23 protein-coding genes are annotated in these 26,986 nt (G+C 38.7%); 5 read left to right on the forward strand and 18 right to left on the reverse strand.

Annotation, left to right across the window (positions count from 1 at the left end):
• Positions 1 to 64: 64 nt before the first annotated feature.
• The 14 genes from CDG55_RS08790 to ybaK form a co-directional block, all read right to left on the reverse strand.
• A complete protein-coding gene (locus CDG55_RS08790; RefSeq protein WP_087537086.1) occupies positions 65 to 664 on the reverse strand; it encodes a histidine phosphatase family protein in 600 nt (199 codons plus the stop codon).
• The gene (gene cobT / locus CDG55_RS08795) at positions 654 to 1,724 is read right to left on the reverse strand and encodes a nicotinate-nucleotide--dimethylbenzimidazole phosphoribosyltransferase (RefSeq protein ID WP_087537085.1); all 1,071 of its coding nucleotides are present in this window, start codon (positions 1,722 to 1,724) and stop codon (positions 654 to 656) included. Before cobT ends, CDG55_RS08790 begins: the two co-directional genes overlap by 11 nt.
• Position 1,725: 1 nt before the next feature.
• On the reverse strand, positions 1,726 to 2,244 hold the full coding sequence (gene cobU / locus CDG55_RS08800) for a bifunctional adenosylcobinamide kinase/adenosylcobinamide-phosphate guanylyltransferase (RefSeq protein WP_005160251.1): 519 nt from the start codon (positions 2,242 to 2,244) through the stop codon (positions 1,726 to 1,728).
• A 2-nt stretch (positions 2,245 to 2,246) separates the two neighbouring features.
• The gene (locus tag CDG55_RS08805) at positions 2,247 to 2,870 is read right to left on the reverse strand and encodes a 2'-5' RNA ligase family protein (RefSeq protein ID WP_087537084.1); all 624 of its coding nucleotides are present in this window, start codon (positions 2,868 to 2,870) and stop codon (positions 2,247 to 2,249) included.
• Between the two features lie 85 nt (positions 2,871 to 2,955).
• Positions 2,956 to 5,082: a bifunctional mannitol-1-phosphate dehydrogenase/phosphatase gene (gene mtlD, locus CDG55_RS08810; protein ID WP_087537083.1), complete on the reverse strand. Its 2,127-nt coding sequence runs from the start codon at positions 5,080 to 5,082 to the stop codon at positions 2,956 to 2,958.
• Between the two features lie 195 nt (positions 5,083 to 5,277).
• Positions 5,278 to 6,534 carry an MFS transporter gene (locus tag CDG55_RS08815; protein WP_087537082.1) on the reverse strand — a complete coding sequence of 419 codons (1,257 nt, stop codon included), beginning with the start codon at positions 6,532 to 6,534 and terminating at the stop codon, positions 5,278 to 5,280.
• 25 nt (positions 6,535 to 6,559) lie between these two features.
• On the reverse strand, positions 6,560 to 8,821 hold the full coding sequence (locus CDG55_RS08820; protein WP_087537081.1) for a TonB-dependent receptor: 2,262 nt from the start codon (positions 8,819 to 8,821) through the stop codon (positions 6,560 to 6,562).
• A gap of 9 nt (positions 8,822 to 8,830) precedes the next feature.
• Positions 8,831 to 10,066, reverse strand: coding sequence for an MFS transporter (locus tag CDG55_RS08825; RefSeq protein ID WP_087537080.1), 1,236 nt, complete (start codon positions 10,064 to 10,066; stop codon positions 8,831 to 8,833).
• Positions 10,063 to 10,434, reverse strand: coding sequence for a hypothetical protein (locus tag CDG55_RS08830; protein ID WP_004961737.1), 372 nt, complete (start codon positions 10,432 to 10,434; stop codon positions 10,063 to 10,065). Before CDG55_RS08830 ends, CDG55_RS08825 begins: the two co-directional genes overlap by 4 nt.
• On the reverse strand, positions 10,431 to 11,069 hold the full coding sequence (gene acbD / locus CDG55_RS08835) for an acinetoferrin biosynthesis acetyltransferase AcbD (protein WP_087537079.1): 639 nt from the start codon (positions 11,067 to 11,069) through the stop codon (positions 10,431 to 10,433). Before acbD ends, CDG55_RS08830 begins: the two co-directional genes overlap by 4 nt.
• 27 nt (positions 11,070 to 11,096) lie before the next feature.
• A complete protein-coding gene (acbC, locus tag CDG55_RS08840; RefSeq protein WP_087537078.1) occupies positions 11,097 to 12,914 on the reverse strand; it encodes an acinetoferrin biosynthesis protein AcbC in 1,818 nt (605 codons plus the stop codon).
• On the reverse strand, positions 12,911 to 14,392 hold the full coding sequence (gene acbB / locus CDG55_RS08845; RefSeq protein ID WP_087537077.1) for an acinetoferrin biosynthesis monooxygenase AcbB: 1,482 nt from the start codon (positions 14,390 to 14,392) through the stop codon (positions 12,911 to 12,913). The genes acbC and acbB overlap by 4 nt, the downstream gene beginning before the upstream one ends.
• Positions 14,385 to 16,169: an acinetoferrin biosynthesis protein AcbA gene (acbA, locus tag CDG55_RS08850; protein WP_087537076.1), complete on the reverse strand. Its 1,785-nt coding sequence runs from the start codon at positions 16,167 to 16,169 to the stop codon at positions 14,385 to 14,387. Before acbA ends, acbB begins: the two co-directional genes overlap by 8 nt.
• Positions 16,170 to 16,485: 316 nt before the next feature.
• The gene (gene ybaK / locus CDG55_RS08855) at positions 16,486 to 16,953 is read right to left on the reverse strand and encodes a Cys-tRNA(Pro) deacylase (RefSeq protein WP_087537075.1); all 468 of its coding nucleotides are present in this window, start codon (positions 16,951 to 16,953) and stop codon (positions 16,486 to 16,488) included.
• 164 nt (positions 16,954 to 17,117) lie between these two features.
• Between ybaK and CDG55_RS08860 the strand changes: the two genes are divergently transcribed.
• From CDG55_RS08860 to CDG55_RS08875, 4 genes are all read left to right on the forward strand, one after another.
• Positions 17,118 to 17,423 carry a hypothetical protein gene (locus CDG55_RS08860; RefSeq protein ID WP_087537074.1) on the forward strand — a complete coding sequence of 102 codons (306 nt, stop codon included), beginning with the start codon at positions 17,118 to 17,120 and terminating at the stop codon, positions 17,421 to 17,423.
• 193 nt (positions 17,424 to 17,616) lie between these two features.
• Positions 17,617 to 18,990 carry an ABC1 kinase family protein gene (locus CDG55_RS08865; RefSeq protein ID WP_087537073.1) on the forward strand — a complete coding sequence of 458 codons (1,374 nt, stop codon included), beginning with the start codon at positions 17,617 to 17,619 and terminating at the stop codon, positions 18,988 to 18,990.
• Positions 18,991 to 19,226: 236 nt separating this feature from the next.
• Positions 19,227 to 20,513 (forward strand): acyl-CoA dehydrogenase family protein, encoded by a 1,287-nt coding sequence (locus CDG55_RS08870; RefSeq protein WP_171287550.1) that lies wholly within the window; start codon positions 19,227 to 19,229, stop codon positions 20,511 to 20,513.
• 15 nt (positions 20,514 to 20,528) lie between these two features.
• Positions 20,529 to 21,728 carry an acyl-CoA dehydrogenase family protein gene (locus tag CDG55_RS08875; RefSeq protein WP_087537071.1) on the forward strand — a complete coding sequence of 400 codons (1,200 nt, stop codon included), beginning with the start codon at positions 20,529 to 20,531 and terminating at the stop codon, positions 21,726 to 21,728.
• A 69-nt stretch (positions 21,729 to 21,797) separates the two neighbouring features.
• Here CDG55_RS08875 and gorA read toward each other — a convergent pair whose 3' ends face one another.
• Positions 21,798 to 23,150 carry a glutathione-disulfide reductase gene (gene gorA, locus CDG55_RS08880; RefSeq protein ID WP_087537070.1) on the reverse strand — a complete coding sequence of 451 codons (1,353 nt, stop codon included), beginning with the start codon at positions 23,148 to 23,150 and terminating at the stop codon, positions 21,798 to 21,800.
• A gap of 154 nt (positions 23,151 to 23,304) precedes the next feature.
• On the reverse strand, positions 23,305 to 24,549 hold the full coding sequence (locus CDG55_RS08885) for an alkane 1-monooxygenase (RefSeq protein WP_087537069.1): 1,245 nt from the start codon (positions 24,547 to 24,549) through the stop codon (positions 23,305 to 23,307).
• 188 nt (positions 24,550 to 24,737) lie between these two features.
• Here CDG55_RS08885 and CDG55_RS08890 point away from each other — a divergent pair, with 188 nt between their 5' ends.
• Entirely contained in the window at positions 24,738 to 25,670 is a 933-nt protein-coding gene (locus tag CDG55_RS08890) for an AraC family transcriptional regulator (protein WP_087537068.1), read from the forward strand.
• 45 nt (positions 25,671 to 25,715) lie between these two features.
• On the opposite strand, the gene lpxA is transcribed toward CDG55_RS08890, so the two are convergent.
• Both lpxA and fabZ read right to left on the reverse strand, forming a co-directional pair.
• Positions 25,716 to 26,504: an acyl-ACP--UDP-N-acetylglucosamine O-acyltransferase gene (gene lpxA / locus CDG55_RS08895; RefSeq protein WP_087537067.1), complete on the reverse strand. Its 789-nt coding sequence runs from the start codon at positions 26,502 to 26,504 to the stop codon at positions 25,716 to 25,718.
• Complete coding sequence (gene fabZ / locus CDG55_RS08900) at positions 26,501 to 26,986, reverse strand: 3-hydroxyacyl-ACP dehydratase FabZ (protein ID WP_005160297.1); 486 nt, start codon at positions 26,984 to 26,986, stop codon at positions 26,501 to 26,503. Before fabZ ends, lpxA begins: the two co-directional genes overlap by 4 nt.

Consider the following 26,986-nt stretch of genomic DNA (forward strand, 5'->3'; position numbering starts at 1 on the left):
TGACAGTCCGATTACAATTTTATGGCAGTGTGTGATGATCGAAAAATCTCTTATTACTTATTTATCAATGTTTTTCTTCAAAATACATCTCATCTAATCTTTTAGAGCATTCAAGTTGATAGAGCTTGCCCAGTTCAGCAGGCATTTTTAATAAATCATCTAGATTTTGCTGACGTGCTAAACAGGTAAGTAATTTGATCACTCCACCATGTGTGACTACTAAAGCCTTGTTCCAATCCTGTCGTTGCATTTGCTCGTAAATTTCATCAAAACCATCTATGACTCGTTGCTTGAATTGAAGCAAAGACTCTCCTTTTGGAGCATGATATTGCGTTGGAAATTGCCAGAAATTAGCCAATAGCTCAGGTGCTGTTTCATAAATAGTTTGAGTCGCTATACCTTCCCAATCGCCAAAATGCATTTCTTTGATATGCTCATTGACCCGCATTGGCAATCCAAGTTGATTTGCCAGATGCTCTGCAAAGCAATGACAGCGCCGCAAAGGTGAACTGATAATCACATCCCAATCCATTGGAGTAGTGATGTACTGCTGAATGGTTGATTGCATTTGCAACCAACCCTGTTCAGTCAAGTCATCATCCAAATGCCCACGTAGCGTATGGCTTAAAGTCGTTTCACCATGTCGCAGTAAATCAATCTGCAACTTTATCTCCTGTTATAGCAGCTTCAGCAAATGTTGCCATTTGATTATGTAAGACACAGGCAAGCTGAATCATAGATAATGCCGCACCAGCACCACTGCCTTCCCCTAAACGTAAATTCATTGCTAAGATTGGTTGGGCATCCAATTCTTTTAGAACACGCTGATGACCATATTCCGCTGATTGATGTCCAAAAAGCATCCACTCACGGCTTTGTGGTTGAATACGTACTGCACATAAAGCTGCGACCGAACTAATAAAGCCATCGACGATAATTGGTAAACCAATTTGTGCACATCGTAAATAAGCCCCTGTGATTGCAGCGATTTCCAAACCACCTACAGCAGCCAGAATTTTTAATGCATCATTGGCCACATTTGCTCTATGAAGCTTTACTGCTTGATCAATCACTTTTATTTTATGTTGTAATTGCTCAATATTAATTCCTGTTCCTAAACCTGTCAGTTGCTGGGCTGATTCACACAGCAACAAACAAGCAAGTGCTGAAGCTGAACATGTATTGCCAATTCCCATTTCACCTGCAATAAAAATATCCGCATCTTTCGCTTTAGCAAGATCAGCGCTATTTTTACCTAGCTCTAACGCTGCTAAACACTCTCGATTGGTCATTGCAGCTTGCTCTGCAAAATTAGCAGTGCCAGCACGAATAGTATGGCATTCAACTCCAAAATAATTGTAACTATCGCCTACTGTCCCACAATCAATCACTTGTAAATGGGCATGATGATGTTTAGCAATTACACTAATTGCTGCACCACCCGAAGCAAAGTTTTGCAACATTTGACGAGTTACTGCTTGAGGATAGGCTGAAACATTTTCTGCTACAACACCATGATCACCAGCAAAAATAGTAATCCAAGGTTTGTTAATTTTAGGGAAAACTGTTCTTTGTAAAGCAGATAAATTAATCGCAATTTGCTCTAAATCACCTAATGCGCCTGTTGGTTTGGTCAATTGAAGTTGACGTTGCTCAGCTTGTTGTTTTACATCTAGATCAGGTTGCTGTACTTCGGCTAAAAACCATTGCGCTTGTTCAGTCATATTATTTCTCATCTTTTAAAATCATTGGAAAACCTGCCACACAGAACACTACTTTATTTGCTAATTGCCCTAAAGCTTGATGTAAACGTCCCGCTTCATCCACAAATCGACGACTAATTTCACCCATAGGAACGACACCCAGTCCAGTTTCGTTACTCACTAAAATAATATGTGATTTGAGTTGGGGTAATAGGTTTAAAAATTTGTCTGTTTGCTGCTGTTGTAATTCAGCATGATCGGATAACAATAAATTGGTGAGCCATAAGGTCAAACAATCCACCAAGATCACTTGATTATCTTGATCTAATTGCAACAGTTGATCCGCAAGAAAAATAGGTTCTTCACACAATTGCCAATCATCAGGACGTTGTTGTTGATGATGCGCAATACGCTGCTGCATTTCAGTATCTAAGGCCTGCGCCGTTGCAATATAAATGACCGATAAACCTGTCTCTTTGGCTGTTTGTTCTGCCAAACGACTTTTACCTGAGCGCGCCCCACCTAAAATTAGTTGCAACATGTCTAACCTAGTTCAATTTGCCGATAAGAATATAGGAATCCTTGTAAAATCTGTGCTTTATAATAACCAAAAGTCAGTTTTTTGACCTCAATATTTATAGTTTTTACCGAAAGTTGTTGCATCCGCTCAAGTACAATATCACTCAGCCAAGCTTCACGATACAAGCCTAAAGTAATATGTGGACAATATTCGAGTGCTGCAATTTCCCCAGATACTTGAGCAAATTGTTGACGAATTAGTTCTAGTACGCCCTGATGATCTTTAATCTGTAGAAACAAAGCACTACTAAAGCTATCGATCTGTATGATTTCAAGCTCAAAAGGTTTGAGCTGTAATGCTTCAATCAGCTTGATCTGCTGCTGTAATTGTTGAATCTGAAAATCGTCATCGTACTGATGAGCTGAAGGTTGTAAGAAACCACAAACAAATAAAGTAATGTGATATTGGCGTTGCTGTGTAGCAAGTAATAGATCAGAAAACTGTGTTTGAATTTCATCTAAATATTGAATCAATTCAGGTTGATCAATCTCAATATACCAAAGCCCATAATCTGAACGGCCCTTGTGCCATTCGGGATAATCACGTATTTCGGTCGCAATCAGCTGGGTGTCTGCTTGTAATAACACAACTTTAGCATTCTGTTTAAAGTTATGTTATTCAAACATAAACCTAGATCGAAGTTAAGCTGCTTTACACTATAATCAATAATGCCTAAGCGGTTAGAGGTTTCAATTCCTCAGATTGTTGTGACAGGAATACTTCGTCCTTGAGCTCTGTCTGAACCCCTTGATAGAGCTGGTTTAACAAGGCTTTCTTCTGATTTTCAGTAATGTCCATATGTTCGATATTGCTCTGGATATGCTTTACAATCTTAATCTCGTCCAGCCCAAGCATTTTTAGTGCATAGGCATAGCCATAAATTGCACCTTGCATTAACTTCTGATAAGGAAGTTGTTGCTGTACATGAGATTCTAAACTACCTAAAACACGCTCATTCAAATTGAGTTTACTAAGCGGATCACGAGCTACACGTTCACATGGATATTTATAAGCAGATCGACATGAGTTTAAAAAACTCTCAGCCATTCGATCCAATTGCTTTTTTTGATTTGGGATTAAATTAGCTAAACCTAATTTAACCTCATCAACCAGTCTTTCAGCATATTGTCGAACTGCTAAATCAGCCATCGCAATACCAATCGTCTCATACCCATTTAAACTGGCATACCAAGCAAGCATCGCATGACAGCCATTCCACAAACGATTTTTAAGGATTTGAATCTCAGAAATCTGATCCACCAAAATCATTTGACGCATTTTGCTCAACAATGGGCTGCGATTTTCCACATAAATCGGCATATCCATTTCACTATGGAATAGGATCAGATCCATATTTTGTAAGAATTGCCCTGTTTGAAACTGCCCACGCATGTCTTCTAAACAATGGGTAATCTGCTGTTCTTGCTTTACAGTCAGAGCGGTTTCCTCTGAAAGTTCAATCGTTTCTGGATTGAGATCATTTTGATATTGTTTGAACAGATTATGCTTAATATTGAGCTGACGAAATAAGGCCTGATCCGTCAGTTTTGACACCATTCGATTGACCACGGTATCGCAAAAATAATGTTCACTTAAAATATGTTCTGCAATATCTTCATTCGTCATGGAAAGTAAGGCTTCACGGATATGTTTTAAGACCAAATACTTTGCACACACTTTATTGAGAATAATCAAAAAGGTAATGGGCTCATTATTGTCCGCATCTGCTGACATAAAACGGGCGAATAGTCCCTTCGCAATCGTTTTCGCCTCGGACTCAATCGCTTGTTCTGGTAAACACAGTGCAATCAGGCTAGATTGCATATACATTTCTAACATCTGCTGTTCATTGTCAGCATCAATCACAGTCAGATTATCAATACGCTCATCATAACAAGACTGATCATATCGAATACTATAGCTACCAAAACTGTTCACTGATTCTAAATATAATCGATTTCGGGTTGATGCCAGAACGCGTTTTGGGCGTGTGTAACCATCCCAATAGGACAAAATCTGTGCCACATATCCCCCACCAATAGCACCAAAGCCATGAATCCCAACAGTCAATTGATTGACACTTTGCGGAAATAATTCTTGTAATTGTGGCATACCCATTTCAGGGATATATTGATCCAAAGCTTTCAGGCACTCATACATGTCCTGATAGTAAAAATTTGCTTTAGAGAGCATATGATCATTGGGTTCTTTAATGTCTTTAAATAAAATCGTGATTCCGCCTGCATCATAGGCTGAACAAATACCATTCTCCGAGTCTTCAAACATTAAACATTGTTGCGGTTGTAGATTGAGTTTCTGTGCCGCTTTTAAAAAGATTTCTGGATGCGGTTTACCTTTTTCAACTTCATCACCACAGACCAATAGGTCAAAAAATTTGTAGACATTGGCATTAATTAGATATTCTTCTGTAATTGCTCGACGACTTGAGGTCGCAACGGCCATTCTTAGGCCAGATTTTCTTAAACGTTCTAAAACTTGAATTAGCCCTTTTTTAATCGGTACACCATTTTTACGTACAGATTCTAATTCAACCTCATCCGCACGGTTACAGATAGCAGTATAAGGAACATCTGTACCATAAAACTTTTGTGCCAGCTGCTCAGATGCTTTGGCACTTAACCCTAGACACTGCATCAAATATTCATCTGAAAATTCCTGTCCAATCAGCTCTTTTGATGCCTGTTTCAATGTCTGGAAGCGTAAACGCTCGGTATCAAACATTGTTCCATCCATGTCAAAAAGTGCTCCTTGAACAGGATAATCATGAAAAATCAGCATTGTTACTCCTCTGTTTTGTTATACTTTTTATAGAGTAACTAAAAAATAGGCTTAAAATTCAGATAGTAAACAAATGAAATAAATCTGATTAAAAAATAAACATAAAGACAACTTATAACAGCAATATATGACTAAAACAGTCGGAATACTTGCATTATGAGAAAAAAGATGAGTTATTTTTAACCAAAACCCCTTTTATTCATCAAGTAGCAATGCAGTTTCAGCTTCTTTTCGAATCAACATCCAACTAAAATAAAGGCCAATCGATAGGGTTAAGAACAGTAATAAATAGAATGGGAAATGGGTATTAAAACGGTACAAAAATGTACTGAGTAAGGGGCCAACAATTAAACCTAATGCCTGTATCGCCGTACAAAAACTTGCCATTTTAACCTGTGATTGCTGAGATACCGCTTGGGCAGCGCCTGTAGTAAATGCAGGTAATAAGCACGCCACAGAAATACCATAAAAAATATAACTGGCCTGAAATACAAAAATTGTAGGTGCGTAGAGTGAAAGTAATAGACCAAAACACATGGTGACCAAACCAATAATCACCAAACTATTTAATTTGAGTTTAAACACTTTCACGATTAAAAGTTGGGTCAGTACGAGGCAAATGCCAACAACCAACATGCATTGAGAAAAATAAACTGCACTCTGTTGGCTACTAAGATAAAACTTATCTTGAATATAAAATCCTGCCGTCATATTTAAAGTCACAATTGCAACGTAAGTGACAAAACCTAGAGTTAACCAGATCAGACTTCGCTTCAGAATTGGCTCATTCGCTCGTGGATTTTCTTTATCTTGTTGCGGATTGAATGACTCAGCCTGAACTTGCGGACTTTTACTAAACAGGATGCCGAGTGCAATACTGACTAAGCAAAGTAAAACCACAGCAATCCACATCGGGAAAAGCAAACCACCAAACAATAAAACTGAGGTTGCAAACGGGCCGATAATCATCCCAAAACTATTCATCGCACCAAACATAGCCATTTGTTTGCTACGATCAGCGGCTTCACTTGCATGTGTCATCACATAGCTTTGCAGACCAATTTGTGGCAAAGCCATAAAAATGCCTGTAGAAGCACGACTCAATACCAGTAAGATAAAAATGGATAACGTGGGTAAAATCGCATGTGTTCCAAAATACAGAATCAAGGTAAAAATAGCCCAAGTAAAGGTCATTCCCCAAAAGCCATAAATGACGAGTTGGTTGGGAGATAGCTGACTTTTCCTTTTTGCAATCCAGATCGAGGCAATTGCCATACAGATTGCCCCTGCTGAAACAATCACACCACCTTGGAATTCAGATAAATGTAATTGTCGTGTCAATGGAGCAAGTAAAGGGAGAATCATGGAAAAACAAGTTCCATTGATCAAAGCAGCCAGCGCTAAAAACTTTAAATTATTGTTCATCATGAAAATCATCAACAGAAAAGGCATCTAAACAGATGCCTTTTTGATTAGATTAGTATTTGAGGGTATAGCTCAAACCATAAGTACGGCCTTGTGCAGGCAGGCTAGAGATAGGACTATATACAGCTTCAGCTGCTTGACTAAATACAGTTTTATATTCTGTATTCCAAACGTTATAAACACCAAAGCCTACCGTTCCTGGGCCAGCTTTCGCATTGGCAATCACATCCATAACGGCATAGCCTTTGATCTTCGTCGCTGCATTTGGGCGAACATTGGTATCATATTTCGCCTTTAGAGAATCTTCATATGCTTTATCCGTTCCCTTCACAGCTAACATCTGAACCCTTAAACCATTACCTTTGTCATCGTTCCATTCACCAAATAATGTACCTTTAACAGGTGAAACTTGTAAGGCATTCAGTTCACGCCAATAACCACCTGCATCCTTGAATTGCCCACGCGTATAGGCAATTGTTCCACCAACACTAAACTGATCTAAAACAGGCATACTTGCATTTGCTTCAACGCCAAAAATTCGCTGATCTGTATCTGCAACGGTTACAGAACGATCTGCCTTAAATTGAACCACTTTATCTGATGTATTGTAGAACGTGGTTAAACCTAAATTTGCTCCTAGATCATTTTGGAATCTCCAGCCAAGTTCATAGTTGTTGACCGTAATCGGATCAACATTACCTGAGCGCACAACATAACCTGCTGAAACATCACGTAATACACGTTGAATATCAGGCAAACTAAAACCTTGTGAGAAGTTCGCAAATACTTGTTGCTGATCATTTAATTTATAAACAGCCCCTAAATTAAACAATGTTTTGTCATGTTTAACTGAACCGGCTCCGACGGTACCTACAGCTTGACCTGTGATATCCCCTTGAATAGCTGCGACAGTGGGTTTAAATGCTGTAGTATCACTTTCAATACGTTGATATCGAATGCCTGCCTGTACATTTAATGCATCTGTTAAGTCATAATTTCCCTGAACAAATGCACCTAAATTTTTGATGGTGGCATCTGGGCCGAAGTCATAACTACGACCAGTATTATTATATTTCAGTCCATTATTAGTCATGCTATACAAATCAGCAATTTGTTTATCTTTCTCATGATCATAATCAATACCATAAGTCAGTTTTAAATCACGATCATCAAGATTAAGCTTAGATGTCATTGCAGCACGGACACCTGCCACATCAATATCAGATTCTGACTGATAAGCTAAATAATAACCGGCTGGGATAAAGTTACTAAGTACGGTCGGGTAAAATCTTGCTTTCTCGTTACGGTAATAAGCCTCAACATTAAGTTCCTGACCTAATAAATCTGTATTTTGATACTGAGCATTGACCGCATAGCGCTTGGTAAAGGGTTGATCGTCAATTTCAAAACCTTTTAACGCATTTAAACTTGGTGCACTACCTTTTTTGAAAACTGCATAATCAGGACCATAATCAGGACCATAATCTGAGTCTTGTTTATCATTGTAATATTGAGCACCCACACTTAACTTCTGTTTATCTGTAAATTGCCAGCTTAAACGCCCATTGACATCAACAGTTTCCGTATCTTGACGGTCAGTCTGTGCAACTTCTGGCCCGATTCTATTACCATGACTGTCTTGAATTTCACCACGTTTGGTATAACCAGCCCCAAGAAAACCATTCCAGTCTCCTTGGTTAAAGGCAACTGATTGATATGCTTCATAGGCTAAAGCATCACTTTTAAAGTTATCGCCAGAGGTTACACCGAGTTTGGATTCAAAATGAACCCCATCGGTCGACCCTTTTTTAGTGATGATATTAATAATCCCACCAGTGGCCCCTGATCCATAAATACTACTTGCGCCCGAAACGACTTCAACACGCTCAATTGAGTCAGGACTAATACTATTTAATTGACGAGATGCATCACGAGAACCAGTTTGTGCTACGCCATCAATTAATATCAGTACCTGACGGCCGCGCATGGTTTGACCGTAGTTGGTTGTTGTACCACTACTTGGGCTTAAAGACGGTACTAATTGAGCTAAAATATCTGCCAGTTTTCGTCCCGCAGCAGATTGTTGCTCAATCTGTTTTTGCTCAATGGCCTGAACCGTTCCAGCAATTTCAGCAATACTTTGTGCTGAACGCGATGCTGTCAGTACAATAGGTGCAAGTTGGGTTGGTTTCTGACTTGTTACAGCAGCAGTCGTTTGAACAGATGCATCTGTTTCAACTGTTTGAGCATATAGCTGAGTACTGATTGCTAAGCTTAACAGCGTTAATGATGTCGAAAGTGAACGTACTTTCATAAATGACCCCTAGGTGAGTTGTTCCGTTTGTTTTGCTTTGTGGATTAACACTTGGCTGAGCAAGACGCTCAACACAGATGCTGCTGCGAGAATGAGGTAGAAATTTCCATAACCAAATGCTTTGGCCAAGAAACCAGACATTGCACCGCCAATGAAATAAACCAGAAGTTCAAAACAGACCAAAATGGTAAAGTCTGTTCCAGCTTGTTCCTTAGAACTGGTATGCATAAATTGGGCATATAAAGCGGTCATCGCGATATAACGAATCGCCAAAATAACTACAACAAATAGCCCCAATAACATGTGCCACTGATTAAACCAGCTGAGTAAGACCGCGATGCCCAGTAAGGCATACACCAAACTGCGTGCCCAACCAGCCCAAATCAGTAATTGTGTTGCTGCTATTTTTTTTAGTAGGAAAGCAGCTGTCACTGCCGCCAATAACCCAATGCCTGCGCCAATCACAGACATCAGTACACCTATCTCTGCCAATGACCATTTTTGATCAATCAGCATCGGATTCAGCATGGCCATTGCGGGTGCTTCCACTATGCGATAACAGACAATCAAAGCCAGAGCCCATAACATCTCAGGACGCTTAAAGGCTCGGATCAGACTCGGTGCTTGCTTGGCAATTTTTGCAGTATTGGTTTTTTCTTTAATTTGAAACACTGCAAGCATGGTCAGTGCTGTCATAGCGGCTAAGGAAATCAGTGCAGTTTGCCAACCATAAAGCTCATACAGCCATAAAGTTGCTGCTCCACCAACCATACTGCCAAGCGCAACACCTATACTTTGCGCCATACTGCCTAGTCGATACTCAGATTCTGAAAAGGTTTCGACCGTATAGCCATCAATTGCGATATCTTGAGTTGCAGCAAAAGTTGAAATCCATAAACCGACAATAACAAATACACCAAGACCGTAATCGAATTGGGTAAGTGCCAAAGCAACGACCCCCAACACCAAAGCTATTTGTGTAAACAAAAGCCAAGTTTTACGTTTACCGAGTTTTTTGAAATAAAAACGATCGATTAGTGGTGCCCAAAAAAACTTAAAGGCCCATGGGATATACAGCAGCGACAGCATGCCAATCCAACGTAAATCTACGCCTTGATGACGCAGAATTGCAGGTAAGGCCACATTATAAAAATACAGTGGTAAGGCATGCGCGAGATATAAAACCACCACGACACTCAGGCTCAAGGCTGAGACTTTCTGAATATTTAATGAATTTTGATTCATAAATACCTCTGCAAAGCCCATTGTGTGGCTTCAGCTTTATCTACGCTTACAAAATATGGAACATGCCAAGCTTTGTGCAGAGCTGGTGTATCCAATCGAATACGATCTTCTTCATCTTGAGCAATACGAGCAAAACCCAAGCAATATTGGTAAAAATCTTGTTTATATTGCTTATACCATTTGCCTTGGATTGCTCTATATTCTTCAGGAAATTCAGTATTTACATCGGTTTGCATGATCAACACGAAATTTTGCTTATGTTCGAAATAGTGCTGAATCCGTGCTAACCATTGTTCAAATTCTGCAACAGAGACATTCGCCGCAAAGCGCATGTCTAAGATATGCATTTCATTGATATATAAGCTCATGTAACACTCAGGAGTTTGGCTGGCTGATCTGCTAGCTGTTGTTGTGAGGTTTGGTAATATTCCCCAAACTTGTTATAGAAAGTTTCTCTGAAGCAGTAGTACAACATCGCTGTTTTTTCAGGCATCGGTATTAAACGTTGGCTTTCATAACAAAGCTCTGCCACTACTGCTGCATATGGTTTAACGGTATGATCTGGCTCACCCACAATTTTTTTAGCTTTCGAATGTTCAAAAATGTAAAAACTGAGTAACCGAATGGTTGGTCGCAAGAAGCCTTTGCCAAACACGGATTTGTCACCAAACAGGAGATGCCAACCGAGATCATTCTCATCACCATCGTAATAACGACCTAAACGATCTCGTTTACCTTCATAAATTTCGGTATAGCCCACATCTTTGCCATCAATTCCGACGATTAATAAGCGGTGATGGTCATCTGCTAACATTTTGTCGAAGTAAACTTGTAACTCTAGTTCCGATTTATTTAACTGCCACTGAGGAATTACATGTGGCTCATGCATCCATTGATGTAATAAAGGAATATCCTGTGGATATTGCACTTGGCGTAAGTAGTACTGTGTACCATCTTCAAAGTATTCAAAATAATCTGGCAATTCCTGAGAGATTGTTTTCATATCGAACCTATAAAATGACGAATAAAATTAGCCCGCTTTCGCTTGGCGTGGTTGTTCTGCCCATGTTTTCAATGTTTCTGGGCTAACTGGATTTGCAATAGGATCAAGGAAGACAGGCACAGGACGTTCTGCTTCATCGTTATAACTTGTGGTAAATAGACGTACACGGTTTAGACAAATTTTGGTGTAACTTGGACGCAGCATGGCGAATTTATCAGCACGTTCAGCCAATTCTGGATGTCTTTGGTTAAACTCAACAATCGTGTTGGAAATGGTCTGCCAAAAATCAAGCTCAGAATATTCAGGATAGTCTTGCAAGAACACATCACAGATATAGCGGTAATGCACCATGAACAGACCTGTGAAAATAAAATGGCTTAGATCAGTCGCTTCATGACGGAGTAATAAGTCTGATTCAGATGGTAATTGAGTTAACTCAGGAAAATCCTCATCCACTAAATTGATGTCGTCAATGAAGTCTTTTAATACCATGGCTTTCGGCACACCATTTTCATGTACCAACATCGTGTTTTCACCGTGTGGTGAAAATGCCAAACCATAGCGATACAAGCAAAGTAACAATGGACTCATGCACACTTGAGCAAATTGAGCTAACCAAGCTAAAGGACTTAATCCTGATGCTTTGATCAGCACGCTCAGGATCGATTGACCAGAAATATCACGATGTAATAAAGCTGCTTGCGAGAGAACTTGTTGTGATGAATCAACATAACGATCAACACTTTCACGCCACAAACAACCGAACAGTTCTTTAAATTGGTATGGTGCGCCGTCAATGCGGTCAAAACATGGCTGGTGAATGGTTAAAGTTGCAACCTCACCCAAGAAAATCACACCTGTATTTTGTAAGTCTTGATCTTGTTGATGAATCTGTTTTAACCATGCGGTCACTGCTGGAGCAGCAAGATTACGTTTTGAGGGTAATCCACGATAAACAGCAGTATTAAAAATACTGACTGGCAGTTTAATGTAATGACGTTGTAGATTTGATGTATTACATAATGTGCGAATGGACTGCATTGGCACATAACTATCTTGACTGATATTCAGTTCAATAATTTTCTGATCCACAATCTCATTGGCATAAGTCGGAACAAGCCATTGATGCCATTGCCAAGCATGTACGGGAATCAAAAAGTAATTTTGAGGATCTAGGTTTTTTTCTTGGAGAATATTGATGAACTGCTGTAGTTCATTGGCATCAAATTCATGTTGATATAAACCGCAGGCACTCCAATCTTCAGTACTTCGATACTCTGCTAAATCACGATGAACGGCTAACCACAACACTTTAACTTCAGGTGAAAGCTCTGGTGCAGCGCTTAAATAATCATCATAACCAAAACCCATACGCCCTTTACTCATGATGAGCCAAGGATGACCACGTAGCATGCCTTCAACTTTGTAATGTGGCTCTGTCAAAACCGCTATACTTGGCAAACGTGTTTCATTGAACAAATGTGCTTCTGCCAGCCAAGTATTATTCATTTCTTTGATCAAATACGCTTTGGTAAATGGCTTAACATTAGAACTGTCAGACATTGCGACAATGAACTCATGTAAGTTCCAAGCAGGTTGATCATTTTCCTGACTATGAGTCACATCACGTACCGAAGCTTCCTGAATATTCCAGTGTCCGAGTAGATATTGATTTCCTTGAAACTCATACTGACGATTGCCTAAATCTAAACGATAACGACCTGCTGACAATGATTTAACTTCAATAATTTCTTCGTATAGAAACTCTGCAATCGCCATTTCAATAAGACGTTGTCCTGCGGCACGCCATTGCTGCTGATTAATTTTTAAAGTTGCAAAGTTCATATCAGTTTCTCATATGTTGAATGTACAGAAGCAGTTTGTGTACGTGTGTTTGCACCACGACGATTAGGATGCGCCGTCATCACGTTCTGTTCTGTTTTCTTGAAAATTGAATGGTTTTTATTGGGAGAATTTTCGCAAAGGCACTCGTTTGATTGTGCTTTGTCATCTGCCATACAAATTTTTGGATTTTGAGAGAGATTAAAGTGTTGGAAGGTTTGCGCTTGATTGCCTAATTCATAAAGAGGCTCAGCAAGCAGTTGATTAATGATCGTTGCTGCACGATAAGCACCAAGACCTAAATCAGGCGTGCCGACACCATGACTATGCATTTCTTGATTTTGAACAAAGATATGGCCATTCAACCTGTGTACAACTCGATAGTCTTCTGTAATCTGCCAACGCTGTTTATGATCAAGTTCGATGTATGGCTTGAGTGACTGCATAAAACCAAAATCAGGTGTGAAATAACCCGTTGCGGCTACAAGAAAATCACAGTCGAGATGAAAAGACTGAGCTGTAGCACGATGTTCGAAATGCAATCGGATTTTTTGTGTATCCAATGCTTCTGCATCTTTCAAATCACATTGACTATGCAAATGTGTCTGTATGCTTTGGCCTGCAATGCTACGGTGATAAAGTCTTTGATAAATTTCCCGAATGGTTTTTGCACTAATTCCCTTGTATAACAAGGCTTGTTGCTTTAACTGCTGTTCCTTTTGCTGCGCAGTCAAATCATAAAAATGCTGTGCATAATCTGGACTAAAATGTTCCAAACCTAATGGCGCATACTCCATCGGGAAGAAACCTTGAGAACGAGTAAACCAATGCAAATCAAACTGATGATTAACAGTATCTTGCTGTTCATCAAATAAGTCGATAAACACTTCAGCTGCAGATTGTCCAGAACCAAGTACGACCACATCGCCATGTAAATCTGTATCGGCATGCGTCATATACTGTGCTGAATGCAGACATTGTTGTGGACGGACTTTCTGAATCTTTACCAAACATTCAGGCAAATATGGCACATTACCACTTCCAATCACTAAATGACGGCATAAATAACTTTGCTGAACACCGTTTGATTCAACGACTACTTTAAAACCTATCGTTTGAGGTTCAATCTTTAGAACCTGCGACTGGTATTCGATACAATCAAGTTGTTCTGCAACCCATTGGCAATAGTGGTTGTATTCACAACGTGGAATATGTGGCTGCTCTAAAAAGTAAAACTTATACAAACGTTGCTGATGACGCAGATAATTCAAAAAACTAAATGGACTGGTTGGATCAACCATCGAGACTAAATCTGCCATAAATGGCACTTGTAATACCGTATTAGGTAGTTGCATACCTGCATGCCAATCAAATTGCGCCTTTTGCTCAAAAAATACGTAATCGAGTGAGCTTTTGTTTTGTAGCAAACTAGCAAGACTTAAATTAAAAGGTCCTAGACCAATTCCAATAAAATCAAGCATAACTGACATCCTTCTGTGAAATACGCAGTGGATTTGGCAGTTGCACGTAAACAGATTGATTTTCTACAGGTGCGATCAACTCGTCTAATTCATGCAAACGTGTCAGCAAGTTGCCTTTATAAGGCAGCGTTGAATTGAACAGTAGTCCTTGTATTAAGGTACTCTCAGGATATTGCTGTAATTGCTCTTCTAAAAATCCAGTTAGATGCGCTAACAATTCATCTTCAGTGATATAGCCTGTTGCACCGATGGCATTAATAATCCCGAACAAAGTATTGCCAAAGAAATAATAACTAAAACGTTCATCAACAAAAGCTTTCGGACCTACCGCAAAGGCTTTTTCTTTCAGTTCAGGAAGTGCTTGCAGAATTTCAGTGGCAAATTCTTCAATATAATAAAAACCTTGGTTATCACGTAACCATAAAGTTTTAGGAAAATGGTTTTCGAGTTCTAATAATACATTTTGTTGATGTGACTCAAATGCCATACCATAACGATGGTATAGATACATCAAAGGCTGCAAACTGACTTCGAGGAACCGATTAAACCAATCTGAAGCAATCTCTGAAACTTCAGCATCAGGATGGGCTTTCGCAATTTTTGCAAATAAGGCATTAAAACGATTTAAAGGCTTGATCGGATGATCTTGGCACAAAGATGCGATACAAGTGACTTGTTGTTGTGGATGGAATGGTTGATCTCGGAAAATACAAATACTTTCATTGATCACTTCATCATCGATTTTTAAAGCGATCCAAGCTGGATCATTGACTGCTTTTAAACTTGGACACTGTTTAAGAATATTTTGCCCAAACTCACTATGCCACAGACGATGTGTCAATTCACCACGATGACATTCTTTGGCCAAATTCACTCGAATAGAATTGGTAATCATCACTGAAAGTGACGGCTTCATCATCCAAGGTGCATTGAAGCTCGCTAATGTGCGTATGGAAGTGGTTGGAGAGAATTGCCAACCACGCAAGCCCAAATCAATCAGTTGCCCTGTTTGCTTTAATCGTTCAAACCAAGCTTTGCCCTGTAAATAACGCGCTTGCCATGGATGTAAAGGAAGTAACTTATATTCCGCATGTGTCTTTAATAAATTGAGATCACTTTCAGATAAATACCACTGTAACGCAGTTTTTAATTGCGCTGAAATAGGTTCATCAGTCGCACTACCTTCTGCAATATAATCTTGGTGCACTAGCCAATAATGAAGTTGAGTCTTACCTTTATTTTCAGGAGAAAAGTTTAACCAATCTTCATGAACAAAGCCTGTCCTACTTTTTGGCGCGGGATGCATACTATGCCCTAAAATCAAAGCTTGCTCTGTTTCAATAAAGCTTTGCCCTGCATTTACTAAATCATCAAATTCATATTCACGATTTTGTAAAAACTGTTGTAGCGCATCTCGACTTTGAATCCACTTTTCTAGTAAAGAAGCAGCATCCAAAGGTAAAGATGATTCAGAAACTAGTTCTTCAAGTAATAACCCAACGATTGCAACTGGACTGAATGATTTTGGCTGACCTGAAATTACGATTTGAGGAAGATTAGCTAACCGATGTCTACCAACACGGCTGACATAAGATAATGGGAAATCACATTGAGCATGAATTGAATTAATCGGAATAGATAACAGCGTCAAACCTTGACTAAACGCTTGTTGTTGCGGACTTTGCTGTGTTTTATTAAGCAAGTGACCTTTGCCAGTTTCTTGCGTATATGCGTTGACGAAATGTTGTATCGCCAACCGATTGGCAAGTGATTGCATCTGTCGGTATCCTCTATAAAGAGAGAGTTAGTTTTTTTTCGAATGTTTGAGCTCAAAACACTTCTCAAATACAGCAACGACTGCATATAAGATTAAAGTAATGATAATAATTATCATTTATAATAGCAATTACAATATTTCCCTAGCAGTTTATTATTCAAGACATTGATTAATATAGATAAAATAAAGAAATAGAAGATTATAGATACAAAAGATAATAATTCTCATTATTATATATTCTAATGAAAATCTGAAATTTTATTGTTTTAGTAGATTGAAGTATTAAAGCATAAGCTATAGATGTCTGATAAAGTCTCTAACTATCCAATAGATCAGAGAAAGTTGCATTTAATAACTTTGCTAGATCATTAGGATCTAAACCAATATCCAGCCCTCTTTTCCCACCACTGACATATATTTTATTAAATGTCTGCGCCGTCGCATCAATGACGGTTTTTAGACGTTTCTTCTGCCCTAATGGACTAATTCCACCAACTAAATAACCAGTCAAACGTTCAGCATCTTTAGGATTTGCCATTTGTAATTTCTTACATCCCACCGCTGCTGCAACTTTTTTTAAATTGAGTTGATGGTTTACAGGTAAGATCGCAATAAAATAATTTTTTTCATCTGTGACCATTAATGTTTTGAAGACTTCTTCTACACGTAAATTGAGTTTTTCAGCAGCTTCTAAACCAAAACTTTTTGCATTTACATCATGTTCATATTCATGAATTGTGAATGCTATTTTATTTTTTTCTAATAACTTACAAGCTGGAGTCATTTTTTTTCAGTTCTTTGCTTTAGTGATTAAAGTAATATAAGTGTAGCATTTAAAAATTAAGGATTAAATTTACTTAGGCTATTTTTGAGATAAATCTATTCTTGATAAACACTCAATTAACCACATATATTTGCTAATAGTAAACAGAATGAGCTCAAGCAACGATGAGTTATAAACATAATAATTTGATGGCAATGCGTCACAATTATTGGGATGATGAGTCATCTCCTACTGTGCAAGAAGAGAAAATTTTTCTTCGGAATACTTTGATTGAAGAAGGTATTTTTAAAAATGCGACTTTAGACGACACCAAGTATTTTTTCTTTACATTACCCAGTATCATTATTGTGAAAGCTCATGCTTTAGGCTTTCATCATAGTCATGTAAAGCGTATGTTGATTGCTCATATTCATACTAATCGTGCTGCTTTAATGAGAAAATCTACTCTAAAAATTCAGTTTAGGATTTAGGACATCTGTATACGAAAGCCAAATTTGAAAGTTAAATTTCACTTAGGCTATTCTGATTTATTGACCTAATTCACAAATTTAGACTGATAATTCAAGAGATTGAACTATTTTAATACGTTCAAAAGCTGTAATATCCGCTACAATTTAAGTCTCGGCTTTCAACCCTCCGATTTCAGCATAGGATTTTTCTTTCATGTCAGATCAGAACGATAAGCTTAAGAATCTAAAAACCTCCTCTGTAGATCGTCGCTTATCTATTGCAAAAGCCTCTTTACTCGCTGGAACACGTTGGGCGACTGCTAGTGCTACTTCAATTTTTTCTAGTGAAGAAGAAAAAGAGAAAAAGCGTAAAAAAGCCATGGCTGAACAAGCTCATTATTTAGTTTCTGAAATAGGAAAACTAAAAGGATCAATCGTAAAGATTGGTCAAATGATGGCTTTATACGGCGAACATTTCTTACCTGAAGAAATTACACAAGCATTAAATACACTGAACAATCAAACTGTGGCACTAGCTTGGCCTGCAATCAAAGCGCATTTGCAAGAACAGTTAGGTTCAAAATTAGATGAACTCACGATTGATCATGAACCAATCGGTACAGCCTCACTTGCTCAAGTTCATCGTGCGACACGTAAATCAGATGGTTTAGAACTGGTTCTTAAAATTCAATACCCTGGTGTAGCGGAAGCAATTGATTCTGATATGAATCTATTTAAGAACATGCTTAAACTCACACGTATGGTGCCACAAACTCGTGAATTTGATCAGTGGTTTGATGAAGTTCGTGAAATGATGCATCGAGAAGTCGACTATGACATCGAAGCCGCAACAACTCGCCGCTTTGCTGCACGTCTGAAAGATGATCCTCGTTATATCGTTCCTGAAATTGTCGATGAATTTTGCGCTAAAAAAGTGCTGTGCATGACCTTTGAACGTGGCGTGCCTGTAAATAGCCCTGTCATGCTCTCCCTCCCCCAAGAACGTCGTAACCAATTAGGCGAAGCTTCTTTGGAAATTGCAGTACGTGAGCTGTTTGAATGGGGCGAAATGCAAACCGATCCGAACTTCGGTAATTATCTTGTTCGTTTGGGTAACGGCGATGATGTAAAGGACAAAATCGTTCTCCTCGACTTTGGTGCAATTCGTCAGTTCGATGAGAATTTGCTCACTGTTGCACGTAACCTGATCCATGCTGGTTATAACCATAACAAAGATGAAATGGTTAAAGCGATGACAGGCTACGAGTTCTTTGATGCAATGCCTGAAAGTATCAAACCAGGTATGGCAGATGTGTTCCTTATCGCCACAGAAGCATTTAGCTGTCCAGCTAACAATCCTGACATGCCAACAGGTGTAATGGATGAGCAAGATCGCTACGATTGGAAAAAAAGCCAACTCCATAGTCGTGTCATGCAACAGGCAGCACAGTCTATGGCATCGCGCTATTTCTCGGTTCCGCCAAAAGAATTTATGTTTATTAGCCGTAAGTTTATTGGTGCATATACGTTTATGACCGTGATCGAAGCAAAGACCAATGTACGAAAAATGATTCGTCAGTTTGCATAAGCACCATATCTAAAGTCATTTTGACCAATCTGATTTGTCAGTTTGGTCATTTTTTTTAAAATTTATTTTTCTGATATTTTTTTTATTCATTTAAAAACAATAATATAAAATCTATATACGAATTATTTTACTCTTTATCTTTCTTAATTTAGCACGTCAAACAAGACATAGTTTTTTTGACTAGAGCATGTCAGCATAATTTTACAACCATCCTCTAGGATAAAATCATGTCGAATATGATGAATAAAGCTCAAGGCTTTGGGCTATCTTTGATTACTAAAATCGCAGGAAGCGAAGTATTAGATCAACTCAAATTAAGAAAATTTGTAGAGAAATCATTATATCAAGGATCAAAAACAGGTTTTAAAGTACTGAATAAAACACAAAAAGCGTTTAAACCACAAGCAATTGATAAGCAACGCCTCCCGAATCAAGTTAATAAAAATTTGTTTGATCTCAGCCTGACTGAAGAACAGCAAATGACGGTTGATGCAATGTCTCAATTCGCTGAAGAAGTTTTATATGCTTTAGCGCATGACGCTGATCATCAAGCTCAATTCCCAGAACAACTTTGGCAGCATTTGGTTGACCTCGGTTTAAATTATTATGCACTTCCTGAAGCATTAGGTGGTGTGGCAGCAGAACAAAATATTGTGAGTAATATACTAATCGCAGAAAGTTTGGCAAAAGGTGATTTCAGTTTAACAGCAGGTCTGCTCAGCACATTTAGCGTTATTAATGCAATTACTCGTTGGGGCTCTACCCAAGTGCAGTCCATGTACCTACCTGTATTTGCAGAAGATACCGACGTTACGGCAACATTTGCATTTCAAGAAGCGACTCCTGCATTTAATCCATATCAGTTAAAAACCAAAGCAACTGAACAAAATGGACAAATGACCATTACAGGTGAAAAGACGTTGGTAATTTTGGGTGATACTGCGGATGTATTCCTTGTCAGTGCTGAGTTCAACGGTCAACCTGATATTTTTGTTGTACAGTCAAATGAAACGATCGCAATCAAAGCTAATCCAGCAATGGGTTTAAAGGCGGCAGAAACAGCAACGTTACAATTCAACCAGACCCCTGCCTTACGTTTAGGCGATACTGATTTTGATTACACTGCATTTATCGACCTTGGAAACTTAATGTGGTGCGCCATGGCGATTGGTACAGGAGAAGCAATCAAAGCTTACTGTATTAAATATGCAAATGAACGTACTGCTTTTGGCGAACCCATCTCGCATCGTCAAAGTGTTGCTTTCATGATTGCGGATATGGCCATTGAAATTGATGCTATGCGTATGTTGGTTTTAAATGCGGCAAGCTTGGCTGAAACGGGTAAACCCTTCCATCGTGAAGCCTATCTGGCACGATTACTTTGTGCCGAAAAATCAATGAAAATCGGTACAGATGGTGTTCAAATCTTAGGTGGTCATGGTTTTACTAAAGAGCATCCTGTTGAACGTTGGTATCGTGATCTACGCGCAACCGCTATCTTACATTCTGGCTTACATGCGTAATTTTGGAGAATAATAATGAACTTACAAAATCCGAAAAAATTTAAAATGTTGGTTGATCAGGCGCATGAAACTGCAATCAATGTTTTGCGTCCAATCTCACGCAAATATGATAAAGCTGAACATGCCTATCCAAAAGAACTCGATATGCTCGCTGCCCTATTGGATGGTATGAATGAAAGTGGCGAAGGTGTGGGTGCTGCCAATGCGAGTAAACGAGGGACAGCGAACCCAGATGCCATTGTGAATGGCGGTAACATGTCTGCGGCACTTGGTATTATTGAAATGTGTTATGGTGATACAGGCTTACTGCTCAGTATGCCACGTCAAGGCTTAGGCAACTCTGCCATTGCAGCAGTTGCCAATGATGAACAACTTGAACGTTTCAAAGGGACTTGGGCTGCTATGGCGATTACTGAACCTGGTTGTGGTTCAGACTCAGCGGCTATTCGTACAACAGCAACCAAAGATGGTGATGATTACATCTTAAATGGAGAAAAAATCTTTGTCACTTCTGGTGAACGTGCTGACTCAGTTGTAGTTTGGGCAACCCTAGATAAAAAGCTGGGTCGTGCTGCGATTAAATCTTTCGTTGTACCTAAAGGTACAGTAGGTATGAAAGTTGAACGTCTGGAACACAAGCTCGGGATTAAAGCCTCAGATACGGCGGTGATTAGCTTTACGGACTGCCGTGTACCTGCTGCAAATTTATTGGGTAATCCAGAAATTGATGTTGCTAAAGGTTTTGCTGGTGTTATGGAAACTTTTGATAACACTCGTCCACTTGTTGCAGCTATGGCGGTTGGTTGTGCCAAAGCTTCATTGGAGCGTATCAAGGAAATTTTCAAAGACCAGCTTGATCCTGACTACAAAACACCATATTTACAAACCTCAAATTTAGCCGCACAGATTTACCGTATGGAAGCTGAGTGGGAAGCTGCTCGCCTACTTATGATTAAAGCCACATGGATGGCTGACAATAAAAAGCCCAACTCTAAAGAAGCTTCGATTGCCAAAGCCAAAGCTGGACGTGTTGGTAATGAAATTACGCTCAAATGCGTCGAATTAGCTGCAAGCGTGGGCTATGGTGAAGATGAGTTATTAGAAAAATGGGCACGTGACTCAAAAATCCTTGATATTTTTGAAGGTACACAACAGATTCAACAGCTCATTATTGCTCGTCGTGAATTGGGTAAATCTTCGAGTGAATTGAAATAAATACCCATTTTAAACAAAAAATTTAAAAAGGACGTTATTTACGTCCTTTTTATTTCCATATAGCGCGCGCTATCGCATCGTCACAAACTCTTCCGCAGATGTTGGATGAATCGCAACGGTATTATCAAAATCTTTTTTCGTCGCTCCCATTTTTAAAGCAACCGCAAAACCTTGCAGAATCTCATCCATGCCAAAACCGATACCGTGAATACCGACAATTTTTTCATTTTCACCCACACAGACTAGCCTCATTTTGGTCGGTTGACGATGTTGCGTAATGGCGCTATACATCGCAGTAAATGATGAATTATAAACTTTCACAACTTGCTGACCATATTTATCAATCGCTTCTTGCTCAGTTATCCCTACTGTTCCAATCGGAGGATGACTGAAAACAACCGTTGGAATATTATCGTAATCTAAATGCTCATCTGGCTTATGATTGAATAATCGCTCAGACAATTTACGACCTGCTGCAACTGCGACAGGTGTAAGCTCCATTTTCCCTGTGATATCTCCCACCGCATAAATGCCTGTTTGGGATGTATTCTGCAATTTATCGACTTGAATATATCCTCGATCATCGAGCTGTATATTGGCTTTTTCTAAATTCAAGCTCGCCGTATTTGGCTCACGGCCTGTTGCCCAAATCAAGCAATCGACCGTATGACTTTCGCCACTTTCTAAATGTAATACGACAGAGCCATCGGCATTCTTGGTGATTTTTTTAGGAACAGCTTGTGTATGTATAGTAATTCCATCTGTTTGCATCACTTCAACCAAAGTTTCACTTAAGAAAGAGTCAAAACGTCGAACAGGTAGATCTTTACGGATAAATAATCCAACTTGTGAACCTAAAGAATTAAGTACCCCAGCCAATTCAACTGCAATATAACCCGAACCAATCACTGCAACTGTTTTAGGTAAAGCCGTTAGTTCAAAGAAACCATTCGAATCAATGCCATATTCAACACCATCAATATCAGGCAATGATGGCTGTGTCCCCGTTGCAATCAGGATATGATCTGCTGTGAATTTCTCACCGTTGACTTCGATAGTATTTTTATCAATAAAATGAGCTGCACCATGGATTAAATCAACTTTATTTTTGCTTAGGCTATTTTGATAGGACTGATGAATACGTTCTATATAAGCTTGACGATTTTTGACCAGTGTCTGCCAATCGAAAGATTCAACTTTACTGTTAAAGCCATAATCAGGACCATATTTTTGAATTGATTCAGCAATATGTGCCGCATACCACATAACTTTTTTAGGCACACAGCCGACATTGACGCAGGTTCCACCAATTTCAGCCTTTTCAATCAAGGCGCATTTCTTCCCATACATCGCAGCACGGTTAACTGATGCAATTCCACCACTACCACCACCAATCGCAATATAATCATAATGTTTTGTCATCATCGCCTCATGCTGTAATTACACAATTATTTTTAAGTACTCTTTATAGATATACAGCAACATGATGCAAAAACTTTTGTTTTTTAAATTTTTAATACAAGAAAAAAGCACTGACCATGAATCATCAATGCTTCTGCTTTGGGAAAGTTTTAAGTTATTCGGCTGCCACGGCTTCAACTGAAGTTTCAACTAAAGATTGATCCACGACACCAAATTTCTTAAAGATTTTTGCTCGGCGTTTTGGATAGATATTGGCCTTATTCAGGTCACCCTTGTAATGATCAAATACACGCTTATCCATCATTTTTGACCATAGTGGTGGAATTAATGCAGGCAACAGCATACTTGCATAACCACTAGGTAATTCTGGTGCTTCATCAAAATGGCGCAGTGCTTGGAATGGACGTGTTGGATAAGCATGATGATCTGAATGACGCTGTAATTGATACAAGAATAAGTTGGTCACAATATTGTTATTGTTCCAGCTATGCTCTGGCATCGTACGTTCATATTTACCATTCTTATCTTTCTGGCGTTTCAAACCATAGTGTTCAATATAGTTAATAATCTCGAACAGACTAATCCCATAGAATGCCTGAGTGGCTAAATAAGGAATGACACCTTTACCGAATAATCCGATCATTGAACCATGAAAAGCAGCACTCATTCCCCAGCCTTGCAATAATTCATTTTCAGTTGACCAGAATTTTTTACCTTTACGTTTTAAACGATTGGTTTCAATTTCAATAGCAGATTTGAAAGAACCAATGACTGTACGTGGCCAAAACTCATAGAATGTTTCACCCATCTGGGAAGATGCTGGATCTTCAGGTGTCGCAGCGCGTTTATGGTGTCCATACGGATGTTCTACACGGAAATGGTTATATCCTGTTGGTACAAGAGCAAGATGAGAAAGAATATGATCTATACGATTATGTTTATGGCTAAGCTCATGTGCAGTATTGATTGCAATACCATTCACTGCCCCCATTGAAATACCCAATAGGATTTTATCGATAAATGAAGTTTCTTTACGGCTAGATAAATAACATGCGTAAAAATTAGCTGCATATTGTAATGGAAGAAAGCTTTTCACTAAGCGTGAATAATACGGATCTTTTTCAAGTAGTTTAATATCTTCATCAGTTGGATTATTTGCATCTTTTCCAATCAATGTGTCAATTGCTGGAATAACGATGTGCAAAACAATTGGCCCGCCTAATGCAAAGATTTTTTTCAGTGGACGAGGTGCAAATTGATAACCTGCTAAAATGCCAATTCCAATTGCAGGTAAAGCTGGGCTAATTGCCCATAAATAACGTTTACGATCCAATTCAGTTTTCGATTTTGAAATGCTTACTGGCGTAAGTTCTTGCTCAACATTTACTGGTGCATTCATCATCTTATCCATGTCTTTGTATATATGTATATTTTGATGAATTATGAATTTCATGACAGTTGCAAGCGTCCAAAAAACCTATGTCAAAGTCTTTGGCATCATCACCCCTGTTTTTGTCCTAAAAACACATATTGAGTTATTACAGTAGCTCTCTATAATTTACAATCAATACATAATTTAAAAATCATATGGATGCTTTAAGTAAAATATTTGCTGATATACATTTAAATCACACCGAATATATCTACTTGAAAACTCAGGGAGAATGGAGTTTTATCTGTCAGGATCAAACAGCACTTATCGTATACATTGTTTTAGTTGGTTCAGTTTTCATTCAAATTGATTCACAAAATAGTTTAACTGCTCATGCTGGTGAAATTGTCCTAATTCCTTCTGGAACAGCACATACGGGTGCCGATAACTCCATCACAAAGCTTGTGAATGCAGTCGATATTTCAAAATTGTTTGATGGACATAAAGAAGATGCTATTGAATTCGGTACAGATTCGTCAGAGAAAAATCTTATTTTAAGTGTTCGTTGTCAGATTGACACCATCATGGCGCGCCCTTTTATTCAAGCGTTACCTTCAATCATTCATATTCAACACGGAGAAAATACAGCACCTGAATGGTTACAAATTGGTTTACACTTTTTAGCATTAGAGACACAAAATATTCAGGCTGGCAGAGATATTATTATTGATCATCTTGTAAATATTTTATTGATCAAATGTATCAGAGATCATATTCAACAGATCTCAAATCAACATGGATGGCTAAGCGCTTTAAATCATCCTGAGCTCAGCAATAGCCTTGCTGCAATTCATAACCATCCTGAAGATGCATGGACAGTTGAAACCCTTGCAGAACAATGCTGCATGTCGCGTTCAAAATTTGCAAGTTTATTTCATGAGGTGATCGGAGAATCTCCCTTGGCTTATCTACAACAACATCGTATGCGCTTAGCAAGCCAATATTTACGTAAAAGTAATTACTCCATTCATCTGATTGCAAATAAAGTGGGCTATTCTTCTGAAACAGCCTTTAGCCAAGCATTCAAACGAACTTTTGAAGTATCACCTAAGCAGTATCGACAGCAATTCATCGAAGCAGAAAATTAGAATATAAAAAAAGACACCGAGGTGTCTTTTTTATTTCTGTAAATTTTAACGGACAATACCGCGTGTAGACTTTTCGAGTGAATCAATAAACAATTGTGCTTCAGGCGTCTTCGTCAGTATGTCGCTACGAATCTGCTCAATCGCTTGCTCAGTGGTTAAACCAGCCTTATAAATCAGCTTATATGCTTCTCTTAAACCCTGAATCGTGTCTCGAGTCCAACCTTTGCGTCGCATGCCTTCAATATTCATACCATATGCATGTGCAGGATTACCAGATGCCATCACGTAAGCAGGAACGTCCTTAAGAATTAAAGCTGCTCCACCAATCATGCTATATGAATCAATACGACAGAACTGATGAATACCCGCATTACCGCCTACAATAACATGATTGCCGACATGGACATGACCTGCAACGCCTACATTATTGGCAAAAATATTGTGATCACCAATTACACAGTCATGCGCAATATGGGTATTCACCATGAATAAGTTATGACTGCCAATTTTTGTTATTGCGTTATCCTGAACCGTACCTCTATGCAAAGTACAATGTTCACGAATAAAGTTATTATCCCCAATCTCTAGCCATGTCTCTTCACCTTGGTACTTTAAATCTTGGCAAATTTCACCGACACTCGAAAACTGAAAAATATCATTATTTTTTCCAATTTTCGTAAAACCGCCAATTACCACATGTGAACGTAATTTAGTCCCAGCATCAATTGTTACATTCGGACCAACAATACAATAAGGTCCAATTTGTACATCAGATGCAATTTCTGCAGATGGGTCAATAATTGCGGTTGGGTGAATTAGTTTTTGACTACTCATGTCTGCTCAATTTTTTGGTGGGAAATCATGATTTCTGCTGTTGCAGCGACAATACCGTCGACACTAGCCTTACAATTGTACTTGTAAATGCCACGCTTTTGCATCACTAGTTCTGATTTTAAGACAAGCTGGTCACCAGCAACAACTTGTTTCTTAAATCTTACTTTTTCTGCGCCAGCAAATAAGAACAAAGATCCTTCTTTTGGCTTTTGATTTGTCAAAACAAAGCCTAATATTCCTGAGACCTGTGCAAGAGCTTCAATAATCAACACACCTGGCATAATCGGGTATGTCGGGAAATGCCCTTGCAAAAACTCTTCATTAATAGAGACATTTTTATAGCCGACAATACTATTCTCAGTTATTTCTGTAACTCTATCAACAAGTAAAAAAGGATAACGATGCGGTAAATATTCACGAATCGTAAGAATATCCATGGGTAATTCAGGCATTGTAAATGCTGGAGATGTAGACTCAGTCAT

Origin of the sequence: Acinetobacter sp. WCHA45, from assembly GCF_002165255.2 — a bacterium.
Lineage (GTDB): Bacteria > Pseudomonadota > Gammaproteobacteria > Pseudomonadales > Moraxellaceae > Acinetobacter.

Bases quoted from the DNA above. Each gene is read 5' to 3' on its own strand.
- acbA (WP_087537076.1), bottom strand. From the start codon at position 16,169: ATGCAATCACTTGCCAATCGGTTGGCGATACAACATTTCGTCAACGCA.
- CDG55_RS08860 (WP_087537074.1), top strand. From the start codon at position 17,118: ATGAGTTATAAACATAATAATTTGATGGCAATGCGTCACAATTATTGG.
- ybaK (WP_087537075.1), bottom strand. From the start codon at position 16,953: ATGACTCCAGCTTGTAAGTTATTAGAAAAAAATAAAATAGCATTCACA.
- CDG55_RS08820 (WP_087537081.1), bottom strand. From the start codon at position 8,821: ATGAAAGTACGTTCACTTTCGACATCATTAACGCTGTTAAGCTTAGCA.
- mtlD (WP_087537083.1), bottom strand. From the start codon at position 5,082: ATGCTGATTTTTCATGATTATCCTGTTCAAGGAGCACTTTTTGACATG.
- fabZ (WP_005160297.1), bottom strand. From the start codon at position 26,986: ATGACTGAGTCTACATCTCCAGCATTTACAATGCCTGAATTACCCATG.
- acbD (WP_087537079.1), bottom strand. From the start codon at position 11,069: ATGAAAACAATCTCTCAGGAATTGCCAGATTATTTTGAATACTTTGAA.
- CDG55_RS08890 (WP_087537068.1), top strand. From the start codon at position 24,738: ATGGATGCTTTAAGTAAAATATTTGCTGATATACATTTAAATCACACC.
- lpxA (WP_087537067.1), bottom strand. From the start codon at position 26,504: ATGAGTAGTCAAAAACTAATTCACCCAACCGCAATTATTGACCCATCT.
- acbB (WP_087537077.1), bottom strand. From the start codon at position 14,392: ATGCTTGATTTTATTGGAATTGGTCTAGGACCTTTTAATTTAAGTCTT.
- cobT (WP_087537085.1), bottom strand. From the start codon at position 1,724: ATGACTGAACAAGCGCAATGGTTTTTAGCCGAAGTACAGCAACCTGAT.
- gorA (WP_087537070.1), bottom strand. From the start codon at position 23,150: ATGACAAAACATTATGATTATATTGCGATTGGTGGTGGTAGTGGTGGA.
- CDG55_RS08825 (WP_087537080.1), bottom strand. From the start codon at position 10,066: ATGAATCAAAATTCATTAAATATTCAGAAAGTCTCAGCCTTGAGCCTG.
- CDG55_RS08875 (WP_087537071.1), top strand. From the start codon at position 20,529: ATGAACTTACAAAATCCGAAAAAATTTAAAATGTTGGTTGATCAGGCG.
- CDG55_RS08865 (WP_087537073.1), top strand. From the start codon at position 17,617: ATGTCAGATCAGAACGATAAGCTTAAGAATCTAAAAACCTCCTCTGTA.
- CDG55_RS08830 (WP_004961737.1), bottom strand. From the start codon at position 10,434: ATGAGCTTATATATCAATGAAATGCATATCTTAGACATGCGCTTTGCG.
- acbC (WP_087537078.1), bottom strand. From the start codon at position 12,914: ATGAACTTTGCAACTTTAAAAATTAATCAGCAGCAATGGCGTGCCGCA.
- CDG55_RS08815 (WP_087537082.1), bottom strand. From the start codon at position 6,534: ATGCCTTTTCTGTTGATGATTTTCATGATGAACAATAATTTAAAGTTT.
- CDG55_RS08870 (WP_171287550.1), top strand. From the start codon at position 19,227: ATGATGAATAAAGCTCAAGGCTTTGGGCTATCTTTGATTACTAAAATC.
- CDG55_RS08885 (WP_087537069.1), bottom strand. From the start codon at position 24,549: ATGAATGCACCAGTAAATGTTGAGCAAGAACTTACGCCAGTAAGCATT.
- cobU (WP_005160251.1), bottom strand. From the start codon at position 2,244: ATGTTGCAACTAATTTTAGGTGGGGCGCGCTCAGGTAAAAGTCGTTTG.